The organism is Brevundimonas sp. NPDC055311, assembly GCF_053645695.1.
This window is the reverse complement of sequence record NZ_JBSHMV010000002.1, coordinates 520,494-540,262: the sequence shown is the minus strand read 5'-3', so window position 1 is coordinate 540,262 and position 19,769 is coordinate 520,494. Positions and strand designations below refer to the sequence as shown.

20 protein-coding genes and 1 other RNA gene are annotated in these 19,769 nt (G+C 70.3%); 12 read left to right on the top strand and 9 right to left on the bottom strand.

Annotated elements, in window-relative coordinates:
* Positions 1–2: 2 nt before the first annotated feature.
* Complete coding sequence (gene nudC / locus ACWIDZ_RS08420; protein WP_453987924.1) at positions 3–926, bottom strand: NAD(+) diphosphatase; 924 nt, start codon at positions 924–926, stop codon at positions 3–5.
* A 71-nt stretch (positions 927–997) separates the two neighbouring features.
* Between nudC and ffs the strand changes: the two genes are divergently transcribed.
* The 3 genes from ffs to ACWIDZ_RS08405 all read left to right on the top strand — a co-directional run bounded on the left by ffs (position 998) and on the right by ACWIDZ_RS08405 (position 3,728).
* Positions 998–1,091, top strand: an RNA gene (ffs, locus tag ACWIDZ_RS08415) — signal recognition particle sRNA small type.
* A 303-nt stretch (positions 1,092–1,394) separates the two neighbouring features.
* Positions 1,395–1,793: a DUF3597 domain-containing protein gene (locus ACWIDZ_RS08410; protein WP_453987925.1), complete on the top strand. Its 399-nt coding sequence runs from the start codon at positions 1,395–1,397 to the stop codon at positions 1,791–1,793.
* Positions 1,794–1,850: 57 nt separating this feature from the next.
* Positions 1,851–3,728 carry a DNA polymerase III subunit gamma/tau gene (locus ACWIDZ_RS08405; RefSeq protein ID WP_453987926.1) on the top strand — a complete coding sequence of 626 codons (1,878 nt, stop codon included), beginning with the start codon at positions 1,851–1,853 and terminating at the stop codon, positions 3,726–3,728.
* A gap of 156 nt (positions 3,729–3,884) precedes the next feature.
* Here ACWIDZ_RS08405 and ACWIDZ_RS08400 read toward each other — a convergent pair whose 3' ends face one another.
* Entirely contained in the window at positions 3,885–4,607 is a 723-nt protein-coding gene (locus tag ACWIDZ_RS08400; RefSeq protein ID WP_453987927.1) for a 3-deoxy-manno-octulosonate cytidylyltransferase, read from the bottom strand.
* A 148-nt stretch (positions 4,608–4,755) separates the two neighbouring features.
* Between ACWIDZ_RS08400 and ACWIDZ_RS08395 the strand changes: the two genes are divergently transcribed.
* Positions 4,756–5,463, top strand: coding sequence for a c-type cytochrome (locus tag ACWIDZ_RS08395; RefSeq protein ID WP_291782756.1), 708 nt, complete (start codon positions 4,756–4,758; stop codon positions 5,461–5,463).
* Positions 5,464–5,540: 77 nt separating this feature from the next.
* Here ACWIDZ_RS08395 and ACWIDZ_RS08390 read toward each other — a convergent pair whose 3' ends face one another.
* Together ACWIDZ_RS08390 and ACWIDZ_RS08385 are read right to left on the bottom strand one after the other, a co-directional pair.
* Complete coding sequence (locus tag ACWIDZ_RS08390; RefSeq protein ID WP_453987929.1) at positions 5,541–6,341, bottom strand: C40 family peptidase; 801 nt, start codon at positions 6,339–6,341, stop codon at positions 5,541–5,543.
* 80 nt (positions 6,342–6,421) lie between these two features.
* The gene (locus tag ACWIDZ_RS08385; RefSeq protein ID WP_453987930.1) at positions 6,422–7,804 is read right to left on the bottom strand and encodes a leucyl aminopeptidase family protein; all 1,383 of its coding nucleotides are present in this window, start codon (positions 7,802–7,804) and stop codon (positions 6,422–6,424) included.
* A gap of 87 nt (positions 7,805–7,891) precedes the next feature.
* Between ACWIDZ_RS08385 and ACWIDZ_RS08380 the strand changes: the two genes are divergently transcribed.
* The 6 genes from ACWIDZ_RS08380 (at position 7,892) to arfB (ending at position 12,578) form a co-directional block, all read left to right on the top strand.
* The gene (locus ACWIDZ_RS08380) at positions 7,892–8,707 is read left to right on the top strand and encodes a tetratricopeptide repeat protein (protein WP_453987931.1); all 816 of its coding nucleotides are present in this window, start codon (positions 7,892–7,894) and stop codon (positions 8,705–8,707) included.
* A 203-nt stretch (positions 8,708–8,910) separates the two neighbouring features.
* Positions 8,911–9,381, top strand: a complete 471-nt coding sequence (locus ACWIDZ_RS08375; RefSeq protein ID WP_453987932.1) for an iron-sulfur cluster assembly scaffold protein — start codon at positions 8,911–8,913, stop codon at positions 9,379–9,381.
* Between the two features lie 91 nt (positions 9,382–9,472).
* Complete coding sequence (gene yidD / locus ACWIDZ_RS08370; protein WP_128718934.1) at positions 9,473–9,721, top strand: membrane protein insertion efficiency factor YidD; 249 nt, start codon at positions 9,473–9,475, stop codon at positions 9,719–9,721.
* Entirely contained in the window at positions 9,718–11,658 is a 1,941-nt protein-coding gene (gene thrS / locus ACWIDZ_RS08365) for a threonine--tRNA ligase (RefSeq protein WP_453987933.1), read from the top strand. Before yidD ends, thrS begins: the two co-directional genes overlap by 4 nt.
* A 63-nt stretch (positions 11,659–11,721) precedes the next feature.
* Positions 11,722–12,180: a YaiI/YqxD family protein gene (locus ACWIDZ_RS08360; RefSeq protein ID WP_453987934.1), complete on the top strand. Its 459-nt coding sequence runs from the start codon at positions 11,722–11,724 to the stop codon at positions 12,178–12,180.
* Positions 12,177–12,578, top strand: a complete 402-nt coding sequence (arfB, locus tag ACWIDZ_RS08355; RefSeq protein WP_046652431.1) for an alternative ribosome rescue aminoacyl-tRNA hydrolase ArfB — start codon at positions 12,177–12,179, stop codon at positions 12,576–12,578. Before ACWIDZ_RS08360 ends, arfB begins: the two co-directional genes overlap by 4 nt.
* Here the strand turns inward: arfB and ACWIDZ_RS08350 are convergent, their stop codons facing one another.
* From ACWIDZ_RS08350 to ACWIDZ_RS08340, 3 genes are read right to left on the bottom strand one after another with little or no spacing between them, the layout of a single operon-like run.
* Positions 12,579–13,076 (bottom strand): hypothetical protein, encoded by a 498-nt coding sequence (locus ACWIDZ_RS08350; RefSeq protein WP_453987935.1) that lies wholly within the window; start codon positions 13,074–13,076, stop codon positions 12,579–12,581.
* 23 nt (positions 13,077–13,099) lie between these two features.
* Complete coding sequence (ubiB, locus tag ACWIDZ_RS08345; RefSeq protein WP_291782732.1) at positions 13,100–14,683, bottom strand: 2-polyprenylphenol 6-hydroxylase; 1,584 nt, start codon at positions 14,681–14,683, stop codon at positions 13,100–13,102.
* Positions 14,671–15,456: a class I SAM-dependent methyltransferase gene (locus ACWIDZ_RS08340; RefSeq protein ID WP_453987936.1), complete on the bottom strand. Its 786-nt coding sequence runs from the start codon at positions 15,454–15,456 to the stop codon at positions 14,671–14,673. The genes ubiB and ACWIDZ_RS08340 overlap by 13 nt, the downstream gene beginning before the upstream one ends.
* 124 nt (positions 15,457–15,580) lie before the next feature.
* On the opposite strand from ACWIDZ_RS08340, the gene ACWIDZ_RS08335 reads away from it, so the two are divergent.
* On the top strand, positions 15,581–15,877 hold the full coding sequence (locus ACWIDZ_RS08335) for a 4a-hydroxytetrahydrobiopterin dehydratase (RefSeq protein ID WP_453987937.1): 297 nt from the start codon (positions 15,581–15,583) through the stop codon (positions 15,875–15,877).
* Positions 15,874–16,659, top strand: coding sequence for an SDR family oxidoreductase (locus ACWIDZ_RS08330; RefSeq protein ID WP_453987938.1), 786 nt, complete (start codon positions 15,874–15,876; stop codon positions 16,657–16,659). The genes ACWIDZ_RS08335 and ACWIDZ_RS08330 overlap by 4 nt, the downstream gene beginning before the upstream one ends.
* A 198-nt stretch (positions 16,660–16,857) precedes the next feature.
* Here ACWIDZ_RS08330 and ACWIDZ_RS08325 read toward each other — a convergent pair whose 3' ends face one another.
* Positions 16,858–18,207, bottom strand: coding sequence for an amidohydrolase family protein (locus ACWIDZ_RS08325; RefSeq protein WP_453987939.1), 1,350 nt, complete (start codon positions 18,205–18,207; stop codon positions 16,858–16,860).
* A gap of 3 nt (positions 18,208–18,210) precedes the next feature.
* A complete protein-coding gene (locus ACWIDZ_RS08320; protein WP_453987940.1) occupies positions 18,211–19,704 on the bottom strand; it encodes an amidohydrolase in 1,494 nt (497 codons plus the stop codon).
* Between the last annotated feature and the right edge of the window lie 65 nt (positions 19,705–19,769).

Below are 19,769 nucleotides of genomic sequence, written 5' to 3'. Positions count from 1 at the left end.
GCCTAGCCCTCGCCCCGCGCCCAGGTCTCGAGCAGCCGCCTGGCGATGGCGTAGGGCGGCGGGGCGTGGATGGTCGGGTGGGTCTCGTCCAGCACGGCCCGCGCCTCGCCGCGGGTCAGCCAGGCGACGGCCTCCAGCTCGGTCTGGTCGGGAGCGGCCTCGTCGGTCGTGACCTCGGCGATCAGGCCGATCATCAACTGACCGGGGAAGGGCCAGGGCTGGCTGGAGTGGTAGGCGACGGCCGACACCGTCAGCCCCGCCTCCTCCATCACCTCGCGGGCGCAGGCCTCCTCGATCGATTCGCCCGGCTCCATGAAGCCGGCCAGGGCCGACATGCGGCCGGCGGGCCAGGCGGCCTGACGGCCCAGCAGGCAAACGGGTTCGGCGCCGCCCCTGAACACCGGCAGCATGATGACGACGGGGTCGACGCGCGGAAAATGCTCGGTCCCGCAGGCCGGGCAGACGCGCTTCCAGCCGCCCGAGGCTTGGTCCGACGCCTTGCCGCAGGCGGCGCAGAAGCCGTGACGGCGCCGCCAGTCGAACAGACTCTTGGCCGTGGCGGCGATGGCGGCGTCCGCCTCGGGCAGAACCACCGCCGCCTCGCGCATCTCGACAAAACGGCCCAGCCCACCGGCCGGCCCGGCAGTCGGGTCGATGGAGCCCTCGAATTCGGCGGCGAAGACCGGCGCGCCCTTCCACAGCCCCAGGAAGACGTCGCGGTCGCGCGCCATGTCGCGCGCATGGGCCAGCGACAGCCAGACCAGCCGCTCGGCCCCTTCATGGGTTTCGACCAGGGGACGGCCTTCCCACAGGATCATGGCCAGGGCTTCGGGGTTGGCCTCCTGCTCGGCCAGCCAGGCGGCGTCGTTGCGAAGGTCGCCGGAGCGGTCGAGCGGATTGCCGGAAAAGGCGTTGCGATAGGGCATGGCGCTCCATAGCCCCGACAGCGCGCGCAGGGGAGGGCTTGATTCCCGCGCCGTCCGCCGTCATATCCCCTCTCGGAGATCGCGGGCGAAGGCTTCGCCAACCTGGTCAGGGCCGGAAGGCAGCAGCCACAACGAATTCCCCTTCGGGTCGCGGTCTCCACCTTTCCTGATTTTTTAGTGCGCTATCGCTCGTGACGCGGTCACTCGCTGCTTGAGCGCGCCGTCCCCTACATCTCCACCGCACCCGCATCTCCGCCGTCATCCTCGGGCTTGACCCGAGGATCGAGTTAAACGGCGTGCTCTGTCTTGCCGATGCCCGCAGACAGATGGCCCGATCCTCGGGTCAAGCCCGAGGATGGCGAGGGAGGGGCGAACGGCGGCGTGGAAGGCCCGTCGCGCAAGCTTCACGGAACCGGGCCGCGCCTCATTCGCTGAAAGGGCTTCGATCCCCTCATCAGGAGCAGGCGAATGAGCATTCTCGGCAAGATTCTCGGCGGCGTCTTCAGGAAGAAGGAAGCCCCGGCGGCGGCACCCGCAGCCCCCGCGCCCGAAGCGGCGGCCCCGATCCCGGCGCCCGCGCCCACCGCAGCCGCCGTCGCGCCCCAGCCCGCGGCCGAGGTCGATGTCGCCGGCATCCTCGACTTCATGAACGAGCAGCGCGCGCAGAAGCTGAACTGGCGCACCTCCATCGTCGACCTGATGAAGCTGATCGGCCTGGAATCCTCGCTGGCCGAGCGCAAGGAGCTGGCCGACGAACTGGGCTACACAGGCGACAAGTCGGACAGCGCCAGCATGAATATCTGGCTGCACAAGCAGGTGATCCAGAAGATCCGCGACAACGGCGGGCAACTGCCCACCGATCTCTGAACCTCTCTGCGGCGCGAGGGGGTGCGCGACGACGCCCCTTCGCGCTAAGACAGGACCATGAGCGACGCCGATCACAGTCTCGATGGTCCTCCGTGGGAGGAAGACGCGCCCGAAGTCGAGGAGCGCGACCCCAACACCGACGACATGTTCGGCGCCCCGCCGCCGTCCGCTGCGCCTGCCGCTGCGGCCGAACCCGCGCCTGAACCGAAGGCGGAGACCGCGCCCGTTCCTGCCCCTGCGGCTTTCGAAGCGCCGCCCGCCGAGGGCGAGGCCTACACCGTCCTGGCCCGCAAATACCGGCCGCGCGCGTTCGAGGACCTGATCGGCCAGGAGGCGATGGTCCGCACCCTGACCAACGCCTTCGCCACCGGGCGGATCGCCCACGCCTTCATGCTGACCGGGGTGCGGGGCGTCGGCAAGACGACGACGGCGCGCCTGCTGGCCCGCGCGCTCAACAACGAAACCGAGACCATCGACAAGCCGTCCCTGGCCCTGACGCCCACCGGGCGGCACGACGCCGCCATCATGGCGGGCCAGCACATGGACGTGATGGAGATGGACGCCGCGTCGCACACCGGCGTCAACGACATCCGCGACATCCTGGAAAGCGTCCGCTACGCACCGGTGGAGGCCCGCTACAAGGTCTATGTGCTGGACGAGGTCCACATGCTGTCGACGCAGGCGTTCAACGCCCTGCTGAAGACGCTGGAGGAGCCGCCGCCCCACGCCAAATTCATCTTCGCCACCACCGAGATCCGCAAGGTGCCGGTGACGATCCTCAGCCGCTGCCAGCGTTTCGACCTGCGCCGGGTCGAGCCGGAGGTCCTGGCCGGCCATCTGGGCCGCGTCGCCGAGCGCGAAGGGATGAAGATCGAGCAGGAGGCGCTGGCGCTGATTTCCCGCGCGGCCGAAGGGTCCGTACGTGACGGCCTGTCCTTGCTGGATCAGGCGCTGGTTCAGGCCGAGCGCGGCGCGGTGGTCGAGACGGCCACGGTGCGCGACATGCTGGGTCTGGCCGACCGCACCCAGACCATCGCCCTGTTCGAGCAGACGATGGCGGGCAAGACGGCCGAGGCGCTGACGACCTTCCGCACCCTGTACGGCTACGGCGCCGATCCGGTGCAGGTGGCCAACGACCTGCTGGAGCATTGCCACGCGGCCTCGGTGGCCAAGATGCTGGGGCCGAACGCCACCCGCCTGCCCGGCGATCAGGCGCAGAAGCTGGCGGCCCTGGGCGCGGCCATTTCGGCCGTGACGCTGTCGCGCACCTGGCAGATGCTGCTGAAGGCGCTGGACGAGGTGCGGCGCGCGCCCAATCCGGCCGATGCCGTCGAAATGGCCATCGTGCGGCTGGCCTACGCCGCCGACCTGCCCGGACCGGAAGAGGCGCTGAAGGCGATCCAGTCGGGCGGCGTCCCCGGCGGCGGCGCGAGCGGCCCTCGCGGCGGCGGCTCAGGCGGCGGAGGCGGCGGGGCCTCGGCCATGCTGGCGGCGCGGCCGATGGCGGCGCCCGCCCTGCCCGATCCGCAAAGCTTCGAGGCCGTCGTCGCCCTGATCGGCGAAAAGCGCGAGATCACCCTGCAGATGGACGTGGAGCGCTACGTCCGCGTCGTCAGTTTCCGTCCCGGCGCCATCACCTATGAACCGGCCGAGGGCTCGCCCCACGATCTGGCGCGGCGTCTGGCCGGGCGGCTGAAGGAATGGACCGGCCGCACCTGGCTGATCGCGGCCAACGGCCAGGGCGGCGGCGAGACCCTGATCGAGGTCGAGAAGAAGGCCCGCGCCGCCCGCCGCGCGGCGGTCGAGGCGGACCCCTTCGTGGTGTCGATCATGCAGGCCTTCCCCGGCGCCGAGATCAAGGAGATCGTCACCCTGGCCCCGGCCGTCGAGATGCCCGCCATCCCCGACGACGGCGAGGCGGGCGACGACGACTGATCCCCTTTCCACGTCACCCTCGGGCTTGTCCCGCGGGCCCATCGTTGGGCGTGCCGCCGACGTCTGAACGTTTGAGCACGGCGTCAATGCGGCCACGATCATGGCTGGCTCCGCCATGGGCCCTCGGGACAAGCCCGAGGGTGACGGAGCGTATAGTCAGGCCAGCGTCCGCGCGGCTTCCAGGTCAGCCGGATTGTCCACCGACAGGGGCGCCTCGTCGATCACCGAGGCCCAGATCTGCAGACCCATCTCCAGGGCGCGCAGTTGCTCCAGCTTTTCGCGCTTCTCCAGCGGCGACGGCGGGGCGGCGCAGAAGCGGGCCAGGGCTTCGCGGCGGTAGCCGTAGATGCCGACGTGACGCCAGACCGGGCCCTCCCCGTACAGCGTCGAGCGGGTGAAGTAGAGGGCGCGGCCGCTGGTCCCGCCGTCCGGCAGGGCCAGCACCGCCTTGACCACGTCGGGATTGTTCCGGTCCGAGACATCCGCCTCGGCCGCGACCAGGGTGGCGATGTCGCAGACTGATTCGCGCGCCAGCAGTTCGGCGCAGGCCCTGGCCAGGTCCGGCGAGGCGAAGGGCATGTCGCCCTGGATGTTGATGACCACCTCATGGGCGCCGTCGGGATCGACCGCCTGTGCGGCCGCCAGGATGCGGTCCGAGCCGCTGGGCAGGTCGGGATCGGTCAGCACCGCCTCGCCGCCCGCCGCCTGCACCGCCGCGACGATCTCCGGGTCGCCCGCCGCCACGGCGACGCGGAAACCCGAGGCCATGGCCTGCTCCCAGGCGCGCACGATCATCGGCTTGCCGCCGATGTCCGCCAGAGGTTTTCCGGGCAGACGGGTCGCCGCCATGCGAGCGGGTATCATTATCAGCGGATTCATGGTCGCCTAGCGCCTTGAAAGCGCCCGGAAACGTCCGGGCCGGTTGCGAAGGTCGCGCTAGCGTGTAAGAGACGCCCACGCAAGAATACGCCTGAACGCCGCTTCGCGGTCGGGGGGCTCATCTAGAGACGGGATGCGACGACGCGGAATGAGCGGCGATCTGAAGTGGAACAAGATTATGGGCGCGTGCCTGGGCACCGCCTTTGCGATCCTGGTGGTCCAGCAGGTTTCGGGCATGGTCTACCACACCAAGCAGCCCGAAAAGATGGGCTATTTCGTGGACGCGCCGGATGAAGCGGCCGCAGGCGCGGCCGAAGCCGTCCTGCCGATCGACTGGGGCACGGTCCTGCCGACCGCCGACCTGGCCGCCGGCGAGGCCGCCTTCGCGCGCTGCCAGGCCTGCCACACCGTCAACTCGGGCGGCGCCGACGGCATCGGCCCGAACCTGTTCGGCGTGGTCGGCGGCCCCGCCATGCACCGCGCGGGCTTCGCCTATTCGGACGCCATGGCCAAGCACAAGGCCGAGGCCCCGACCTGGAACTATGACGAGTTGGACCACTTCATCAACGCGCCGGGCCGCTATGTGCCGGGCACCAAGATGTCGTTCGCCGGCATCCGCGACGAGAAGACCCGCATCAACCTGATCGCCTGGCTGCGGTCGCAAGGCTCGGGCGGCTACGCCATCCCGGCGCCGGACCCCGCGCGCCAACCCGGCGCCGCCGCTCCGGCCGAAGGCGAAGGCGAGGCTCCGGCCGCTGAAGGCGCCGCCGCGACCGAAGCCGGTTCGGCTCCGGCTGACGCCCCGGCCGTCGACGCGCCTGCGACCCAGGCGACGAACCCGGCGCCCGACGCCTGAGGGCCGACGGACAGGACAGATGACGGAAAGGCGGCTCTCGGGCCGCCTTTCTTCGTTTCAGAGATCAGGTTGAGGGCTCAGACCCGGCGGAAGAGCGCGGAGGCGAAGCCGTCGGCGGCCAGGCGGGCCTCGACCTCGGCCAGGGTCTCGACCACCACGCCGCCGCGCGCGCCCGTCGCGTGGATGATGCGCTCGGCGTCCAGCATCAGGGCCGAATGGCCGGTCCAGTCGCCTTCGGCCGACGACAGCCAGATCACCAGATCGCCGCGCTGAGCGTCCTCTCGCGACACGGCGCGGCCGAGACCGGCCTGATCGGCGGCGCGACGCGGGCCGGGCCGGCCGCAGGCCAGCAGAGCCTGTTGCACCAGGCCCGAGCAGTCCGTCTCCAGCGAGGAACGGGCGCCCAGGGCGTGCGGGCGGCCCAGCAGGCGCTCGGCCACCGCGACCAGGTCACGCTCGAACGCGCCGATGGATTGCAGGTCGCTGTCGGCCAGGCCCTGGGCATCGTCGCCGATCAGGGCGTTCAGCGGCAGGGCGGCGGAGACGGAGGCGACGCGGCGCGTCGCCAGGGGCGCGCCGGACGCCAGGGCCTCCAGCGAGACCCAGCCGACCACGCCGTCGCGTCGGGCGCGGCCCCAGGCGCGGTCCTGACTGCGTTCCAAAATGTCGAAGGCCTCGCCGAACAGCAGCTGGTCGATGCGCTGACCGTCGTCGGCGACGATGTCGGCGACCGGCAGACGGCAGTGGGCGGGATCGGTCCGGCGATAGGCCTCGGCCCGCATCAGGCCTTCCAGCGCCTGTTCGGCCAGCACCACGCGGTCCCCGTCCCGAAGGATCAGGGGCGCGCCAGGCGGCAGCAGGGCCAGGACATCGGTCAAGCGGCGGTCTCTCGACGGCTCGGATAATTCGAGCCGCCTACCCTAGGCGCCGATCCCGAAGGGGGCGTTAACAGCCTTGGCTATTTGGAAAATTTCTCGCTGAGGTAGCGGAAGCAGGCGCGGATGGCCTGGGCTTCGCCGCCTTCGGGCCAGCCGGGACGGGCGCGAGGATTCCAGGCGAAGACGTCCATGTGCGCCCAGCTGCCCGTCGTCGGGGCGAACTTCTGCAGGAACAGGGCCGCCGTCACCGACCCGGCCTGGGCCCAGGCGGCGGAATCGTTGCGAACGTCGGCGATCTCGCTGTCCAACGAGGCGCGATACCCTGCCCACAGCGGCATCCGCCACAGGGGGTCGCCCACGACGCGACCAGCGTTCAGCACGCCCTCGGCCAGGGCGTCGTCGTCGGTGTAGAGCGGCGGCAGTTCGGGGCCGAGGGCGATGCGGGCAGCGCCGGTCAGGGTGGCGAAATCCAGCGTCAGGTCCGGCTGGTGCTCGCCCGCCCGCGTCAGGACGTCGGCCAGGATCAGCCGCCCCTCGGCGTCGGTGTTGCCGATCTCGATGGTCAGGCCCTTGCGGCTGTTCAGAATGTCGCCCGGCCGGAAGGCGTCGGCCGACACCGCGTTCTCGACCGCCGCGACCAGCACCACCAGCCGCACCGGCAGACCGGCCTGCATGATCAGGCGGCCCAGGGCCAGGGCGTGGGCGGCGCCGCCCATGTCCTTCTTCATGTTGCGCATCCCGGCGGCGCCCTTGAGGTCCAGACCGCCGGTGTCGAACACCACCCCCTTGCCGACCAGGGCGACCAGCGGCAGGTCCGCCTGGTCCAGATTCCAGCCGATCTCCAGCACCCGCGGCGCCCGGTGCGGTGCGGCGGCGCGGCCGACGGCGTGGACCGCCGGATAGTTCTCCTCCAGCAGGGCGTCGCCGGTCGTGACGGTCAGGCTCGCGCCCGCGCCCTCGGCGATCTCGCGCGCGATGGTCTCGAGCTGCAGCGGCCCCATGTCGGCGGCGGGGGTGTCGACCATCTCGCGCGTCAGGGCGCAGGCGGCGGCGATGTTCAGCGTCGCCGTCAGGTCGAGGCCGTCCGGCGCCACGAGACGCGCGCGGCCGCGCTCGGGCCGGGCCTTGTAGCGGTCGAACAGATAGCCCCCCAGCGCAAAGGCCAGAGCCGCCGAATGAGCCGCCTCGCCCTCGACGCCCTCCAGCCGCCAGTCCCCTGCGGGCAGGCGCGTCGGCAGGCCGCGCGCCGTCATGGGGTCGAAGGCCTCGCCCGCGCCGAACAGGGCCTGCTCCGGCGCGCCGTCGGCGCCCGGGACCACCAGCAGCTGGCCCGCCTTGCCGGTGAAGCCGTTGGCCTCGGCCCAGGCGGCGATCCGCCCGCCCAGCGCCGCGCCCGCCTTGACGATGCGGACCGGGCGCGCGGTCTCGGCGGCGGCGATCAGCAGTTCGGACTGAGGGGACATGGGCGACCTTTCCGACGCTTAACGCCGATTAACCAAACCTTGACCCGTCGGCGCGACCCTAGGGGCAGAACCGCCACGGACCCTTCCATGTCGCGCAACGCCGCCCTCGCCGCAACCGTCAGCCTGACGCTTCTGGCCCTCGCCGCCCCGGCTCTGAGCCAGACCGCGCCGCGCGCGCCTGCCGACGCCGCCACGCGCGCGGGCTATGATCGGGCCGACGCCCTCAGCCGCTCGGTCTTCTGGACCCAGGAGCAGCAGCTCAATCCGATGGACCCGGTCGCCGGGGTCAAGCTGTCTCAGGCCCTGCGCGAACTGGGCCAGTATGATCAGGCGGCCGAGACGGCGCAGGGCGTGCTGGTCGTCCAGCCCGCCAACGTCGAGGCCATGCTGGAGGTCGGGCGCGCCCACATCGCGCGCGGGCAGGCCTTCTACGGCATCGCTGCGCTGGAACAGGCCAAGGCGGCGGCGCCGCGCGACTGGCGCCCTCTGTCGCTGCTGGGCGTGGCCTATCAGCAGGTGCGCCGCCCCGACGACGCCAAGGCCGCGTGGAACGAGGCCCTGCGCCTGTCGCCCGACAACGCCGACGTCCTGACCAACACCGCCATCGCCCGCATCGGCGAAGGCGACGCGCCGTCCGCCGAGATTCTGCTGCGTCGCGCGGCGGCCCAGCCGGGCGCCGGGCTGCAGGTGCGTCAGAACCTGGCCCTGACGCTGGGCCTGCAGGGCAAGACCGCCGAGGCCGAGGCCATCCTGCGTCGCGACCTGCCGCCCGAGGCCGCCGACCAGAATCTGCGCTGGCTGGCCGCGCGGATGCAGCCGGGGCAGAGCCCGGCGGCAGTCGCCCCCGCGCTCGGAGAAGCGTCGCCGACGGCACGGACCTGGTCGTCGTTGCAGGGCGGGTAGGACGCGACTTTCTCCCTCCCCTTCATGGGGAGGGTGGCTGAACCCGTAGGGCGAAGTCGGGTGGGGGCGGCGAGGCTATTCAAGCGCCGCGTCCATGACCCAGCCCTCCCCACCCGGTCGCTGCGCGACCACCCTCCCCATGAAGGGGAGGGAGAAGCCTTGCGTCTCTTCACCTTCAGCCTGCGAAGGCCTATCTTCATCCCGTGATCGACGACCTCTACAGCGCGCGCATCCTGTCGCTGGCGGCCAACCTGCCGAACAGCGGGCGCCTGCCTGCGCCCGAAGGCTCGGCCGAGCGGGTGGCCAAGCTGTGCGGGTCGAAGGCGATCATCGATGTGATGCTGGACGCCGACGGCCGCGTCGGCGACTTCGCCCAGACGGTCAAGGCCTGCGCCCTGGGCCAGGCGGCGGCGGGCGTGGTCGGGGAAAACATCCTCGGCGCCTCGGCTCAGGAGATCGAGGCCGCGCGCGACGCCATGTCCGCCATGCTGAAGTCCGGCGGCGACGGTCCCGATGGCCGTTTTGAAGGTTTGCGCGTTTTGAAGCAGGTCGCCGACTATCCCGCCCGCCACGCCTCGACCATGGTGGCGCTGGAGGCGACGCTGGACGCCGTGCAGCAGGCGTTGGCCAAACACCACAGCGATACGCGAACTCGCCTCGCCGGCGCGGCCTGAACGGCGCGTCGGTTGATCCCCCTGCTGTGAAGAGGGATAAGCGCGACGAACCCGAAGCAGAGCCCCCGGCGAAGGGACCCCGGTCTCTCTAATGTCTCTCTACGAACGCAGCGTCCGCGCGGCCCATCGGGGCTATAAGCTGACGCTGTCCCCCCTGATCGGCCAGCAGTGCCGGTTCATGCCGACCTGTTCGGATTACGGGCGCGACGCCCTGATCGAGCACGGTCCGGTGCGGGGGGGATGGCTCACCGTGCGGCGCCTCTGTAAATGCCATCCCTTCGGCGGTTCGGGCTATGATCCCGTTCCGCCCGCCAAGACCGAAAAAGAACGACCGTCATGATCGAACTGAAATTCCCCGACGGCGCCGTGCGTCAGTATCCGGCCGGCTCGACGGGCCGCGACGTGGCCGCCGCCATCTCGCCCTCGCTGGCCAAGAAGGCGGCCCTGGTCGTCTGGAACGGCGAGCAGCGCGACCTGGACCGCGTCATCGACGGGAACGGCGACTTCCGCCTGCTGATGCGCGACGACCCCGAGGCGCTGGAGACCATCCGTCACGACGCCGCCCACGTGCTGGCGCAGGCGGTGCAGGAGCTGTTCCCCGGCACCCAGGTCACGATCGGCCCGGCCATCGAGGACGGCTTCTATTACGACTTCGCCCGCGACGAGCCCTTCTCGACCGACGACTTCCCGAAGATCGAGAAGAAGATGGCCGAGATCATCGACCGGGGCGCCCCGCTGGAGCGTCAGGTCTGGAACCGTGACGAGGCCATCGCCCACTTCGAGACGCTCGGCGAGGAATATAAGGCCGAACTGATCCGCGACCTGCCGGGCACGGAAACGATCACCGTCTACAAGCAGGGCGAGTGGGCCGACCTGTGCCGCGGGCCGCACTTCCCGACGACCAAGTTCGTGGGCAAGGCCTTCAAACTGACCAAGCTGGCGGGCGCCTACTGGCGCGGCGATTCCAACCGCGCCCAGCTTCAGCGCATCTACGGCACGGCCTGGGCGACCAAGGAGGATCTGGACGCCTATCTGCTGCGCATCGAAGAGGCCGAGAAGCGCGACCACCGCAAGCTGGGCCGCGCCATGGAGCTCTTCCACATGCAGGAAGAGGGCCGGGGCATGGTCTTCTGGCACCCCAAGGGCTGGGTGCTGTGGCGCGTGCTGGAGGCCTATATGCGCCGCCGTCTGGACGCCGCTGGCTATGTCGAGGTCAAGACGCCGCAGGTGCTGGACCGCAAGTTCTGGGAGGCCTCGGGCCACTGGGACAAGTACCGCGCCAATATGTTCGTCTGCGAGACGGTCGAGGGCGAGACGCTCAGCCTCAAGCCGATGAACTGCCCCGGCCACGTGCAGATCTTCGATCAGGGCCAGCGCTCCTATCGCGAACTGCCGCTGCGCATGGCCGAGTTCGGCGCCTGCCATCGCTATGAGCCGTCGGGTTCGCTGCACGGCCTGATGCGGGTGCGCGGCTTCACCCAGGACGACGCCCACATCTTCTGCCGCGAGGACCAGATCGTCGAGGAGACGGCCGAGTTCATCAAGCTGGCCTATTCGGTCCACGCCGACCTCGGCATGGAGACCAAATACATCAGCCTGGGCACCCGCCCCGAGCTGCGCGCCGGCACCGAGGAATTCTGGGACAAGGCCGAGGCCCAGATGCTGGAAGCCGCCCGCGCCGCCGGGACCGAGCCGGTCGTAACCGAAGGCGACGGCGCCTTCTACGCGCCCAAGCTGGACTTCATCGTCAAGGACGCCATCGGCCGCGAATGGACCTGCGGCACGATCCAGCTGGACTATGTGCTGCCCGAGCGTCTGGATGCGACCTACATCGCCGAGGACGGCCAGAAGCACCGCCCGGTCATGCTGCACCGCGCGATCCTGGGCTCGTTCGAGCGCTTCATCGGCATCATGATCGAGAACTACGCCGGGGCCTTCCCGCTGTGGCTGGCGCCGACGCAGGCGGTGGTGGCGACCATCACCTCGGACGCCGACGGTTACGCCGAGGAAGTTCTGGCCAAGTTCCGGGCGGCGGGTCTGCGCACCGAGATCGACCTGCGCAACGAGAAGATCAACTACAAGATCCGCGAGCACTCGGTCGCCAAGGTGCCCGCCATCGCCGTCGTCGGCCGCAAGGAGGCCGAAGAAGGCAAGGTCGCCATCCGCCGCTTCGGCTCCCAGGCCCAGACCATCGTCACCGTCGAGGAAGCCATCGCCATGCTGACCGACGAGGCGCTGGCGCCGGATCTGAAGCGCATCCGCGACGGCGTGGCCTGATATGACGGCAGGGGGAAGGCCTCGCGCCTTCTCCCCTCGCCCGTCTCGGGCCATAAGCCCCTCATGGCCACCACCCTCTACATCGATGCCGACGCCTGCCCCGTGAAGGAGGAGGTCTATCGCGTGGCGCGCCGCTGCGGCCTGAAGGTCTTCGTGGTGTCCAACGCCTGGATCAACACGCCGCGCGAGCCGCTGATCGAACAGGTGGTCGTCGACGCCGGGCCGGACGTGGCCGACGACTGGATCGCCGAGCGCGCCACGCGCGGCGACATCGTCATCACCGCCGACATTCCGCTGGCCGACCGAGTGCTGAAATCGGGCGCCCAGGCGCTGAAGTCGAACGGCCAGCCGTTCACGGCCGACTCCATCGGCTCGGCCCTGGCCGGGCGGATGATCGGCGAGCATCTGCGCTCCATGGGCGTGCCGACCAGCGGGCCGCCGCCCTTTTCCGCCTCCGACCGCTCGCGCTTCCTGCAGGCGCTGGACGCCGCCGTGGTGCGGGCGCGCAGAGAGGCGTCATGAGCCGCATTCCCGAGGACGAGCTGGAGTTCCGCTTCTTCCGCGCCGGCGGACCGGGCGGGCAGAACGTCAACAAGGTCTCGACCGCCGTGCAGATGCGGTTCGACGTCAAGAACTCGCCCAGCCTGACCGAGCCGGTGAAGGCGCGACTGATGAAGCTGGCGGGCAGCCGTCTGACGCTGGACGGGGTGATCGTCATCAGCGCCGTGCGCTTCCGCACCCAGGAGCGCAACAAGGCGGACGCCGTCGAGCGGCTGGAGGCCATGGTCGCCGAGGCCTCGATCAAGCCGGTCTATCGCGTGCCGACCCGGCCGACGCGCGCATCGAAGGAGCGTCGGCTACAGGCCAAGTCCAGCCGCTCTTCGATCAAGAGCGGGCGCGGAAAGCCGTCGCTGGACTGATCAGTCCTGGGCCGGGCGGAACAGCAGGGCGGCGATCTGGTCCTGGTCGTCGAAGGCGATGACCCAGTCGGTGGCCTGCTTCTCGAACACCACGCGGAACATGTCGGCGCCGCTCTGCTGGCCGCGATGCTCGATCGTCTTCAGCGGGCCGAACTGCTGGATCAGGGGCGCCACCGCGCCGGACTGGGCGCGGATCTGCTCGGCCATGTCGGTGCTGAACACCGAATAGTCGATCTCATCAGCCTGGAAGGCGGCGATGACCCGGCGCAGGGCCTCTTCCGAGCGGGCGATGTCGGGCGCCTGGGCGGCGGGACCGGCGACCGGCGGCGAGGCGGGCGCTGTCGAAGCGGCGGGCGCATCCCCCTCGAAGGCGTCGGGCAGGGTCGCCGCAGCCGCCCCCTGGTTCGGCGCCCGGCTCGGAGCCGTGGTCTGGGCCAGCGCCGGGGCGGCCAGCAGAAGAACGCCGGACAGGACGGCGGCGAAGGAAGTGGTCTTCATGAAACGCAGGCTCCGAAGAAACGTCAGGCGACGATCATCGGCCAAAGCGTCAGCACCAAGGCGGCCGCCGACGCGCAGACTGCGACGGTGACGGCGGCGACCACCCAGGGCCGCGTTCCGGCCTTCTCGATCACCAACGTCTGAGACGGCGGCGGGTTCTGCACCAGACGCGACAGGGCCTTCAGCGTGACCAGCGCCTCCTCGACCGTCTCCTTGATCTGGGCCTGCGGTCCCAGTTCGCGCTTGATCCAGCGCTCGACCACCGGCTTGGCGGCCTCCCACAGATCGTGATCGGGGTTCAGGCGGCGCGCCACCCCCTCGACCGAGACCATGGTCTTCTGCAACAGCACCAGTTCGGGGCGCATATGCATGTCGAACAGGGCGGTGATCTCGAACAGCTGGCCCAGCAGGCGGCCCATCGACACCTGGCTGGCCTGGCGGCCGATCACCGGCTCGCCGACCGCGCGCAGGGCCTGGGCGAAGGTGTCGACCGAATGGTGCGGCGGCACATAGCCGGCCTCGAAATGGACCCGGCTGATGCGGTCGTAGTCGCGGCTGATGAAGCCCCACAGGATCTCGGCCAGGTAGCGGCGCTCGGCCGGGCCCAGCCGCCCGACGATGCCGAAGTCGATGGCCGTCAGCTGCGCGGGGGCGTCGGCGAACAGATTGCCCTCGTGCAGATCGGCGTGGAAGACGCCGTGGTCCAGCGCCTGCACCAGAAAGGCGCGCACCACCTTGTCGGCCAGAGCGTCCTTGTCGAGACCGGGAAGATCGACCAGAGCCGGGTCCGTCATCGGCAGGCCCGGCGCCCATTCCAGCGTCAGAACCCGCTTGCCCACCCCGTCCCAGACGACGGCGGGGGCGGACATATAGCCGTCCTTGGCCATGACCTCGGCCAGTTCGGAGGCGGCTGCCGCTTCCAGCCGCATGTCCAGCTCGAGCTGCAGCGACTGGGCGATGATCTCGACGAAGGCGCGCGGCTCCAGCCGACGGGCGGGTTCGACGAAGCGGTCGACCAGCTTGGCGCCCAGACGCATGGCGTCCAGCCCCTGGGCCACGCGGCGCTCGACGCCGGGGCGCAGCACCTTGACCGCCACCTTGCGCCCGTCGGCCAGCCAGGCGGGGTGCGCCTGGGCCAGCGATGCGGCGCCCATCGGTTCGGTCAGATCGATGAACAGGCTCTCGGCCGGGCGCCCCAGCGAGCGTTCGATCTCGCGCTTGGCCTCTTCCAGCGGGAAGGGCGGCAGCTTGTCCTTCAGACGCCCCAGATCCTGGGCGAACTGCAGGCCGAAGATGTCGGCGCGCGTGGCCAGCACCTGACCCAGCTTGATGGCGACGGGACCGAGATGCTCGAAGGCCTCGCCGACGCGCTGGCCGGGCCGTCCGGCGCGGTGTCTGCGGCTGGCGAACAACTGGATCAGGCGAGCGAAGGGGCGGCCCCAGGCGGGCAGCAGGGGGTTGGCCTCGCGCGGGATCAGGGCGTCGTGGCGCGCCAGCACCCAGCCCCAGCGCACCATGCGAAAGGCCGCGCCCACCGGATGGCGCACCGGCTGGGCCTCAGGCGTCGGCGGCGGGGCGTTGAAGGTCAGCCGGCTCAGATCGCCCACCCGTGGTGGATGGCGGCGATGCCGCCCGACAGATTGGTGACGCTGACGCGGCTGAAGCCCGCCTCCTCGATCATCCGCTTGAAGGTCTGCTGATCGGGGAAGCGGCGGATGCTTTCGACCAGATACTGGTAGCTGTCGCGATCCTTGGCGACCAGCTGACCGATGCGCGGAATGGCGTGGAAGGACCAGGCGTCATAGGCCTTTCTCAGCGCGCCGGTCGTGGGGCGCGAGAACTCCAGGCAGATGAAGCGGCCGCCCGGCTTCAGCGCGCGGCGCGCCTCGCGCAGGGCGCCCGCCACGTCCGATACGTTGCGGATGCCGAAGCTGATCGAATAGGCGTCCAGGCAGGCGTCGGGGAAGGGCAGGTTCATGGCGTCGCCGACGCCCCAGGCCATCTCAGGCTCGCCGCCCTTGGCCACGCCGTTCAGGATCATCTCGGCGTTGTAGTCCATGACGATGACCGTGGCGTCCTCGCCGCCGCGCCGATCCTGCGCCGCGCGGGCCATCTTGGAATAGCGGCGGGCCATGTCGCCGGTGCCCCCGGCCATGTCCAGCACCACCTCGCCCGGCCGGACGTTCAGCTTGGCCGCCGTCGCGTCCTTCCAGATGCGGTGCACGCCCGCGCTCATCAGGTCGTTCATCAGGTCGTAGTTGGAGGCGACGGAGTTGAACACGCCGCGCACCATCTGCACCTTTTCCTTCGCGTCCACGTCGCGGAAGCCGAAGGAAGAGGTCTTGCCGGAAGCGTCGGAGGAGGGATCGGCCTGGGTCATGGATGGGGGTGTAACGCCTCCCGTCGCCGCCGTCATCCGGGGAAGCGTCGCATCTGACGCAGGCTGGCGGCTTGTCGCGCCTCGGGGGCCGCGATACGCCTGACGAAAGCATAAGGAGACGCCCATGACCGCCGCCCTCGACGTGACCGAAGTTCTGGCGGACCTGCCCGACTGGCGCCGCGCCGACGACCCGCGCCCGGCCATCGCGCGCACCCTGCGCTTCGCCGATTTCAACGCCGCCTTCGGCTTCATGACCCGCGTCGCCCTGCTGGCCGACAAGGTCGACCATCATCCGGAGTGGTCGAACGTCTACAACCGGGTCGAGGTGCTGCTGACCACCCATGACGCCGACGGGGTGACCGAGCGCGACGTGGCGATGGCCCGCTTCATCGACGCGGCGGTCAAGGGTCTGGTCGAGTGACGGGCGGACGCGTCGCGGGCAAGGCGGCCCTGATCACCGGCGCCGCCGGGGGGCTGGGCCAGGCCATGGCCCGGATGCTGGTCCGCGAGGGCGCCAGGGTGGCGCTCAGCGATCTGGACCTGAACGGCGTCCGCGCCCTGGCCGAGGCGATCAACGCCGACCACCCCGGCACGGCCTTCGCCTATGAGCACGACGTCACGCGCGAGGACGACTGGGTCCGCGTCGTCGGCGCGGCGGTCGAGGATATGGGCGGCCTCAGCATCCTGGTGAACAACGCCGGAATCGGCGGCCAGCTGTTGTGGGCCGAGCAGGACACGCTGGAGAACTGGCGCAAGGTTCAGGCGATCAACCTGGAATCCGTCATGCTGGGCTGCAAGCACGCCATGGCGCCGCTCAGGGCCTCGGGCGCGGGGTCGATCGTCAACATCTCCTCGATCGCGGGACTGGCGGCCGCGCCGGGCATGGGCGCCTACAACGCCACCAAGGCGGCGGTCTGGCTCTACACCAAGACGGTGGCGCTGGAGGCGGCCAGGGCTGGTTGGAACGTGCGCGCCAACTCGGTGCACCCGGTCTTCATCAAGACGCCGATCCTCGATCCTTTCGTCGCCATGGCGGGCGGGGACGAGGCGAGCGCGCATGAGAAACTGGCGCGCGGCATTCCGCTGAAGCGCATCGGCGAGCCGGACGATGTGGCCTATTGCGTGCTTTACCTGGCCTCGGACGAGTCCAAGTTCGTGACCGGCGCCGAGTTCAAGATCGACGGCGGACTGACGGCGCAGTAGGGGCGCGCGCTTATATACCCCGCTCATCCCGGCGGACGCCGGGACCCAGTGAGAACTCCGCGCACAGCGGTCTCCAATGTCCAGCCTGGGGCCAAAGAACTGGGTCCCGGCCTCCGCCGGGATGAGCGGAAGTCGGGAGCAATGAAAAAGGGCGCTGCGGTCTCCCGCAGCGCCCTTCCGTCTTCAGGCCGTGAAGCCTCAGTCGCCGTAGGCAGGCGGCATCGCCCCTTCGCCGCCGGTACGGTAGCGGTCGCGCAGCAGCAGGTTGCGGGCCTGCAGCGGCTGCTCCACCCCGTCGATCAGCACGGCGGAGGGCTGGCTCAGCGGCTCCAGCGGATCGCCGGACCAGACCACGACGTCGCCCGCCGCCCCGGCCTTCAGCTCTCCGAACTGGCCGTCGAAGCCGAAGATGCGGGCCGGATTGACCGTGATCGCCTGAATGGCCGCCGCGAAGGGCAGGCCGTGCGAGACGGCGTTGCCCGCATTGTAGCGGATGTCGCGGGCGCGGTGGGCCGAGCCCTCGTTGCCCTTGATGGCGATGACCACGCCGGCCGCGTTCAGCGCCGCCGCGTTCTGCATCCGCGCCGCCCGCATCTCGAAGTTCGAGGGCAGGTTGGTGATCGGGTGCAGCAGGACGGGCACGTTCGCCGCCGCGATCTCATCGGCCACCAGCCAGCCTTCGGCGGCGCCGTCGAGGATGACCTTGACGCCTTCCTCGCGCGCCAGGCGCAGCACCTGCTGGATGTCCGCCGCCCGGTTGACGGTGACGATCAACGGCATGCGCCCCTCGGCCACCGGGATCAAGGCTTCCAGATCGGCGCGCGACAGGGACAGGGCGCGCATGTCGGCGCGGTCATAGGCCGCCTTGTTGCGGGCATAGGCGCGGACTTCGGCCAAGGTCTCCTTGAACAGGACGAACTCGGCCCCGCGCGCGCCGCCGGCGACGGTGGCGCCGGCCTCGCCGAAGGGCGCCGTCATGGCCACCTTGGACTTCACCAGGATGTCGGCGCCGCCCAGTTTGATGACCGCCGCCTGACCCGCGAACAGGCCCGGCGTCTGATAGCCGCCGTCGCCGGCGCCGGCGAAGTCGGAATCGTCATGGCTGTGGCCGCCGCCCCCTCGCGAGCCGACGTGGCGCGGCGTCACCACCGCGCGGGTCACGCCGCCGAGACGCGCCACGGGCAGGGTGAAGGACCAGGGGTCCAGGCCGTAGGACAGGTCGAAGGCCGCCGTCAGGGTGTTGGCGCTGTTGGCCAGGTCGTTGGAGCCGCGCACCGAGCCGACCTCGGTCCCAGCCAGGCCGGAATCCACGGCGACGAAGCCCGGCGTGACGATCTTGCCGCGCGCGTCGATGACGCGCAGACCGGCCGGCGCGCCGCCGGTTCCGACCGAAACGACCTTGCCGTTACGGATGACGACGGTGCCGTTCTCGATCACCGAGGTTCCGGTCAGCACCTGGCCGCCGGTGATGGCGACGTCCTGCGCCAGGGCGGGGCCGGTCAGGGCGAGGGCCGCGACAGCGCCCGCGAGGAGAGTTTTGATACGCATGGTTCAGCGAGCTCCCTGGGCGACGCCGGCGGCGGCCTGGCCGAAGCCGGGCTGGCCCAGTTCGAAATCGGACACGGGCTGGAAGGCGGGGTTCTGGCGATCGAAGGCCAGGCCGCCGTCGATGAAGACCTGATCGGCGCGGGCGTAGATCGAGAAGGGATCGGCGCTCCAGATCACCACGTCGGCGCGCTTGCCGCTCTCCAGCGAACCGGTTTCCTTGTCGATGCCGATGGACTTGGCCGCATTCAGCGTGATCCAGCCGATGGCGTGTTCTTCGGAGATGTTCATCCCGGCGCGCCGACCGGCCGACAGGGCGGCGGCGGCTTCCTGGTTCAGGCGCTGGATCAGTTCGGCGTCGTCCGAGTGGATGACGGCGCACGAGCCCTCGGGCGCGTCGGTCAGGGCGGCGTTCTCCTCGATGCCGTCCAGGGCCTCCATCTTGAAGCCCCACCAGCCGGTCCACATGGCGGCGCAGACGCCTTCGCGGGCCAGCAGGGGCGCGATCTTGTAGGCCTCGACCGCGTGGTGGAAGGTGGTGACCTTGTAGCCGAACTCCTTGGCCACATCGAGCATCACCGCCATTTCGTCGGCGCGATAGCAGTGGTTCTGGATCAGGATCGAACCGTCCAGCACGCCCGCCAGGGTCTCAAGCTGCAGATTGCGGGTCGGGGGCGTGCCCTCGCCCGTCTCGCGCCACTTGTCCCACTTGGCCTTGTAGTCGCGCGCAGCGATGAAGCCGGCGCGATAGCCGGCGACGTTGCCCATGCCGGTGGCCGGCGACTGGTTGCGCGAGCCGTAGACGCGCGACGGGTTCTCGCCGCAGGCCATCTTCAGGCCGTAGGGGGCGTTGGGGAATTTCATCCCCTGCATGGTGACCGACGGCACATTGCGCAGGGTCACGCCGCGGCCGCCGAACAGGTTGGCCGAACCGGGCAGGATCTGCATCGTCGTCACCCCGCCCGCGCGGGCGGTGTTGAAGCCGGGGTCCTGGGGCCAGATGGAGTGCTCGGACCAGACCTGGGCGGTGTTGGGGTTGGTGGCTTCGTTGCCGTCGCTCATCCCCTGCACGCCGGGCGAGGGATAGACGCCCAGGTGGCTGTGAATGTCGATGATGCCGGGCGTGACGAAGCGGCCGCGCGCGTCCACCACCTGGTGACCCGCCGGGACCGGGGTGTCCGCGCCGCCGACGGCGGCGATGCGGCCGTCAGTGACGACGACGACGCCGCCTTCGATCTTCTGGCCCGCGCCGGTCAGCACCGTGGCGCCGACGATGGCCATGTTCTGGCGCGGCAGGCCGCGATAGGTGGAGGGATAGGGGTCCTGATTGGCCCAGCCGTCCAGGCCGGGCGCCATGGTCCGATCCCTGGACGAAGAGGCGGAGGCCGTCTCGGTCTTGGGCGCGGCGTCGCCGGTCGTGGCGCAGGCCGACAGGCTGAGCGCGCCGAGCGCGCAGGTGAGAACAGCGAGGCTTGGCCCCCGCAGGCGACTGAACAACATGGGCGAGCCCCCTCGCGCCCGCGAACTGCGGGCAGACAACGGCGCGTATACAATCCCGTGTTTCC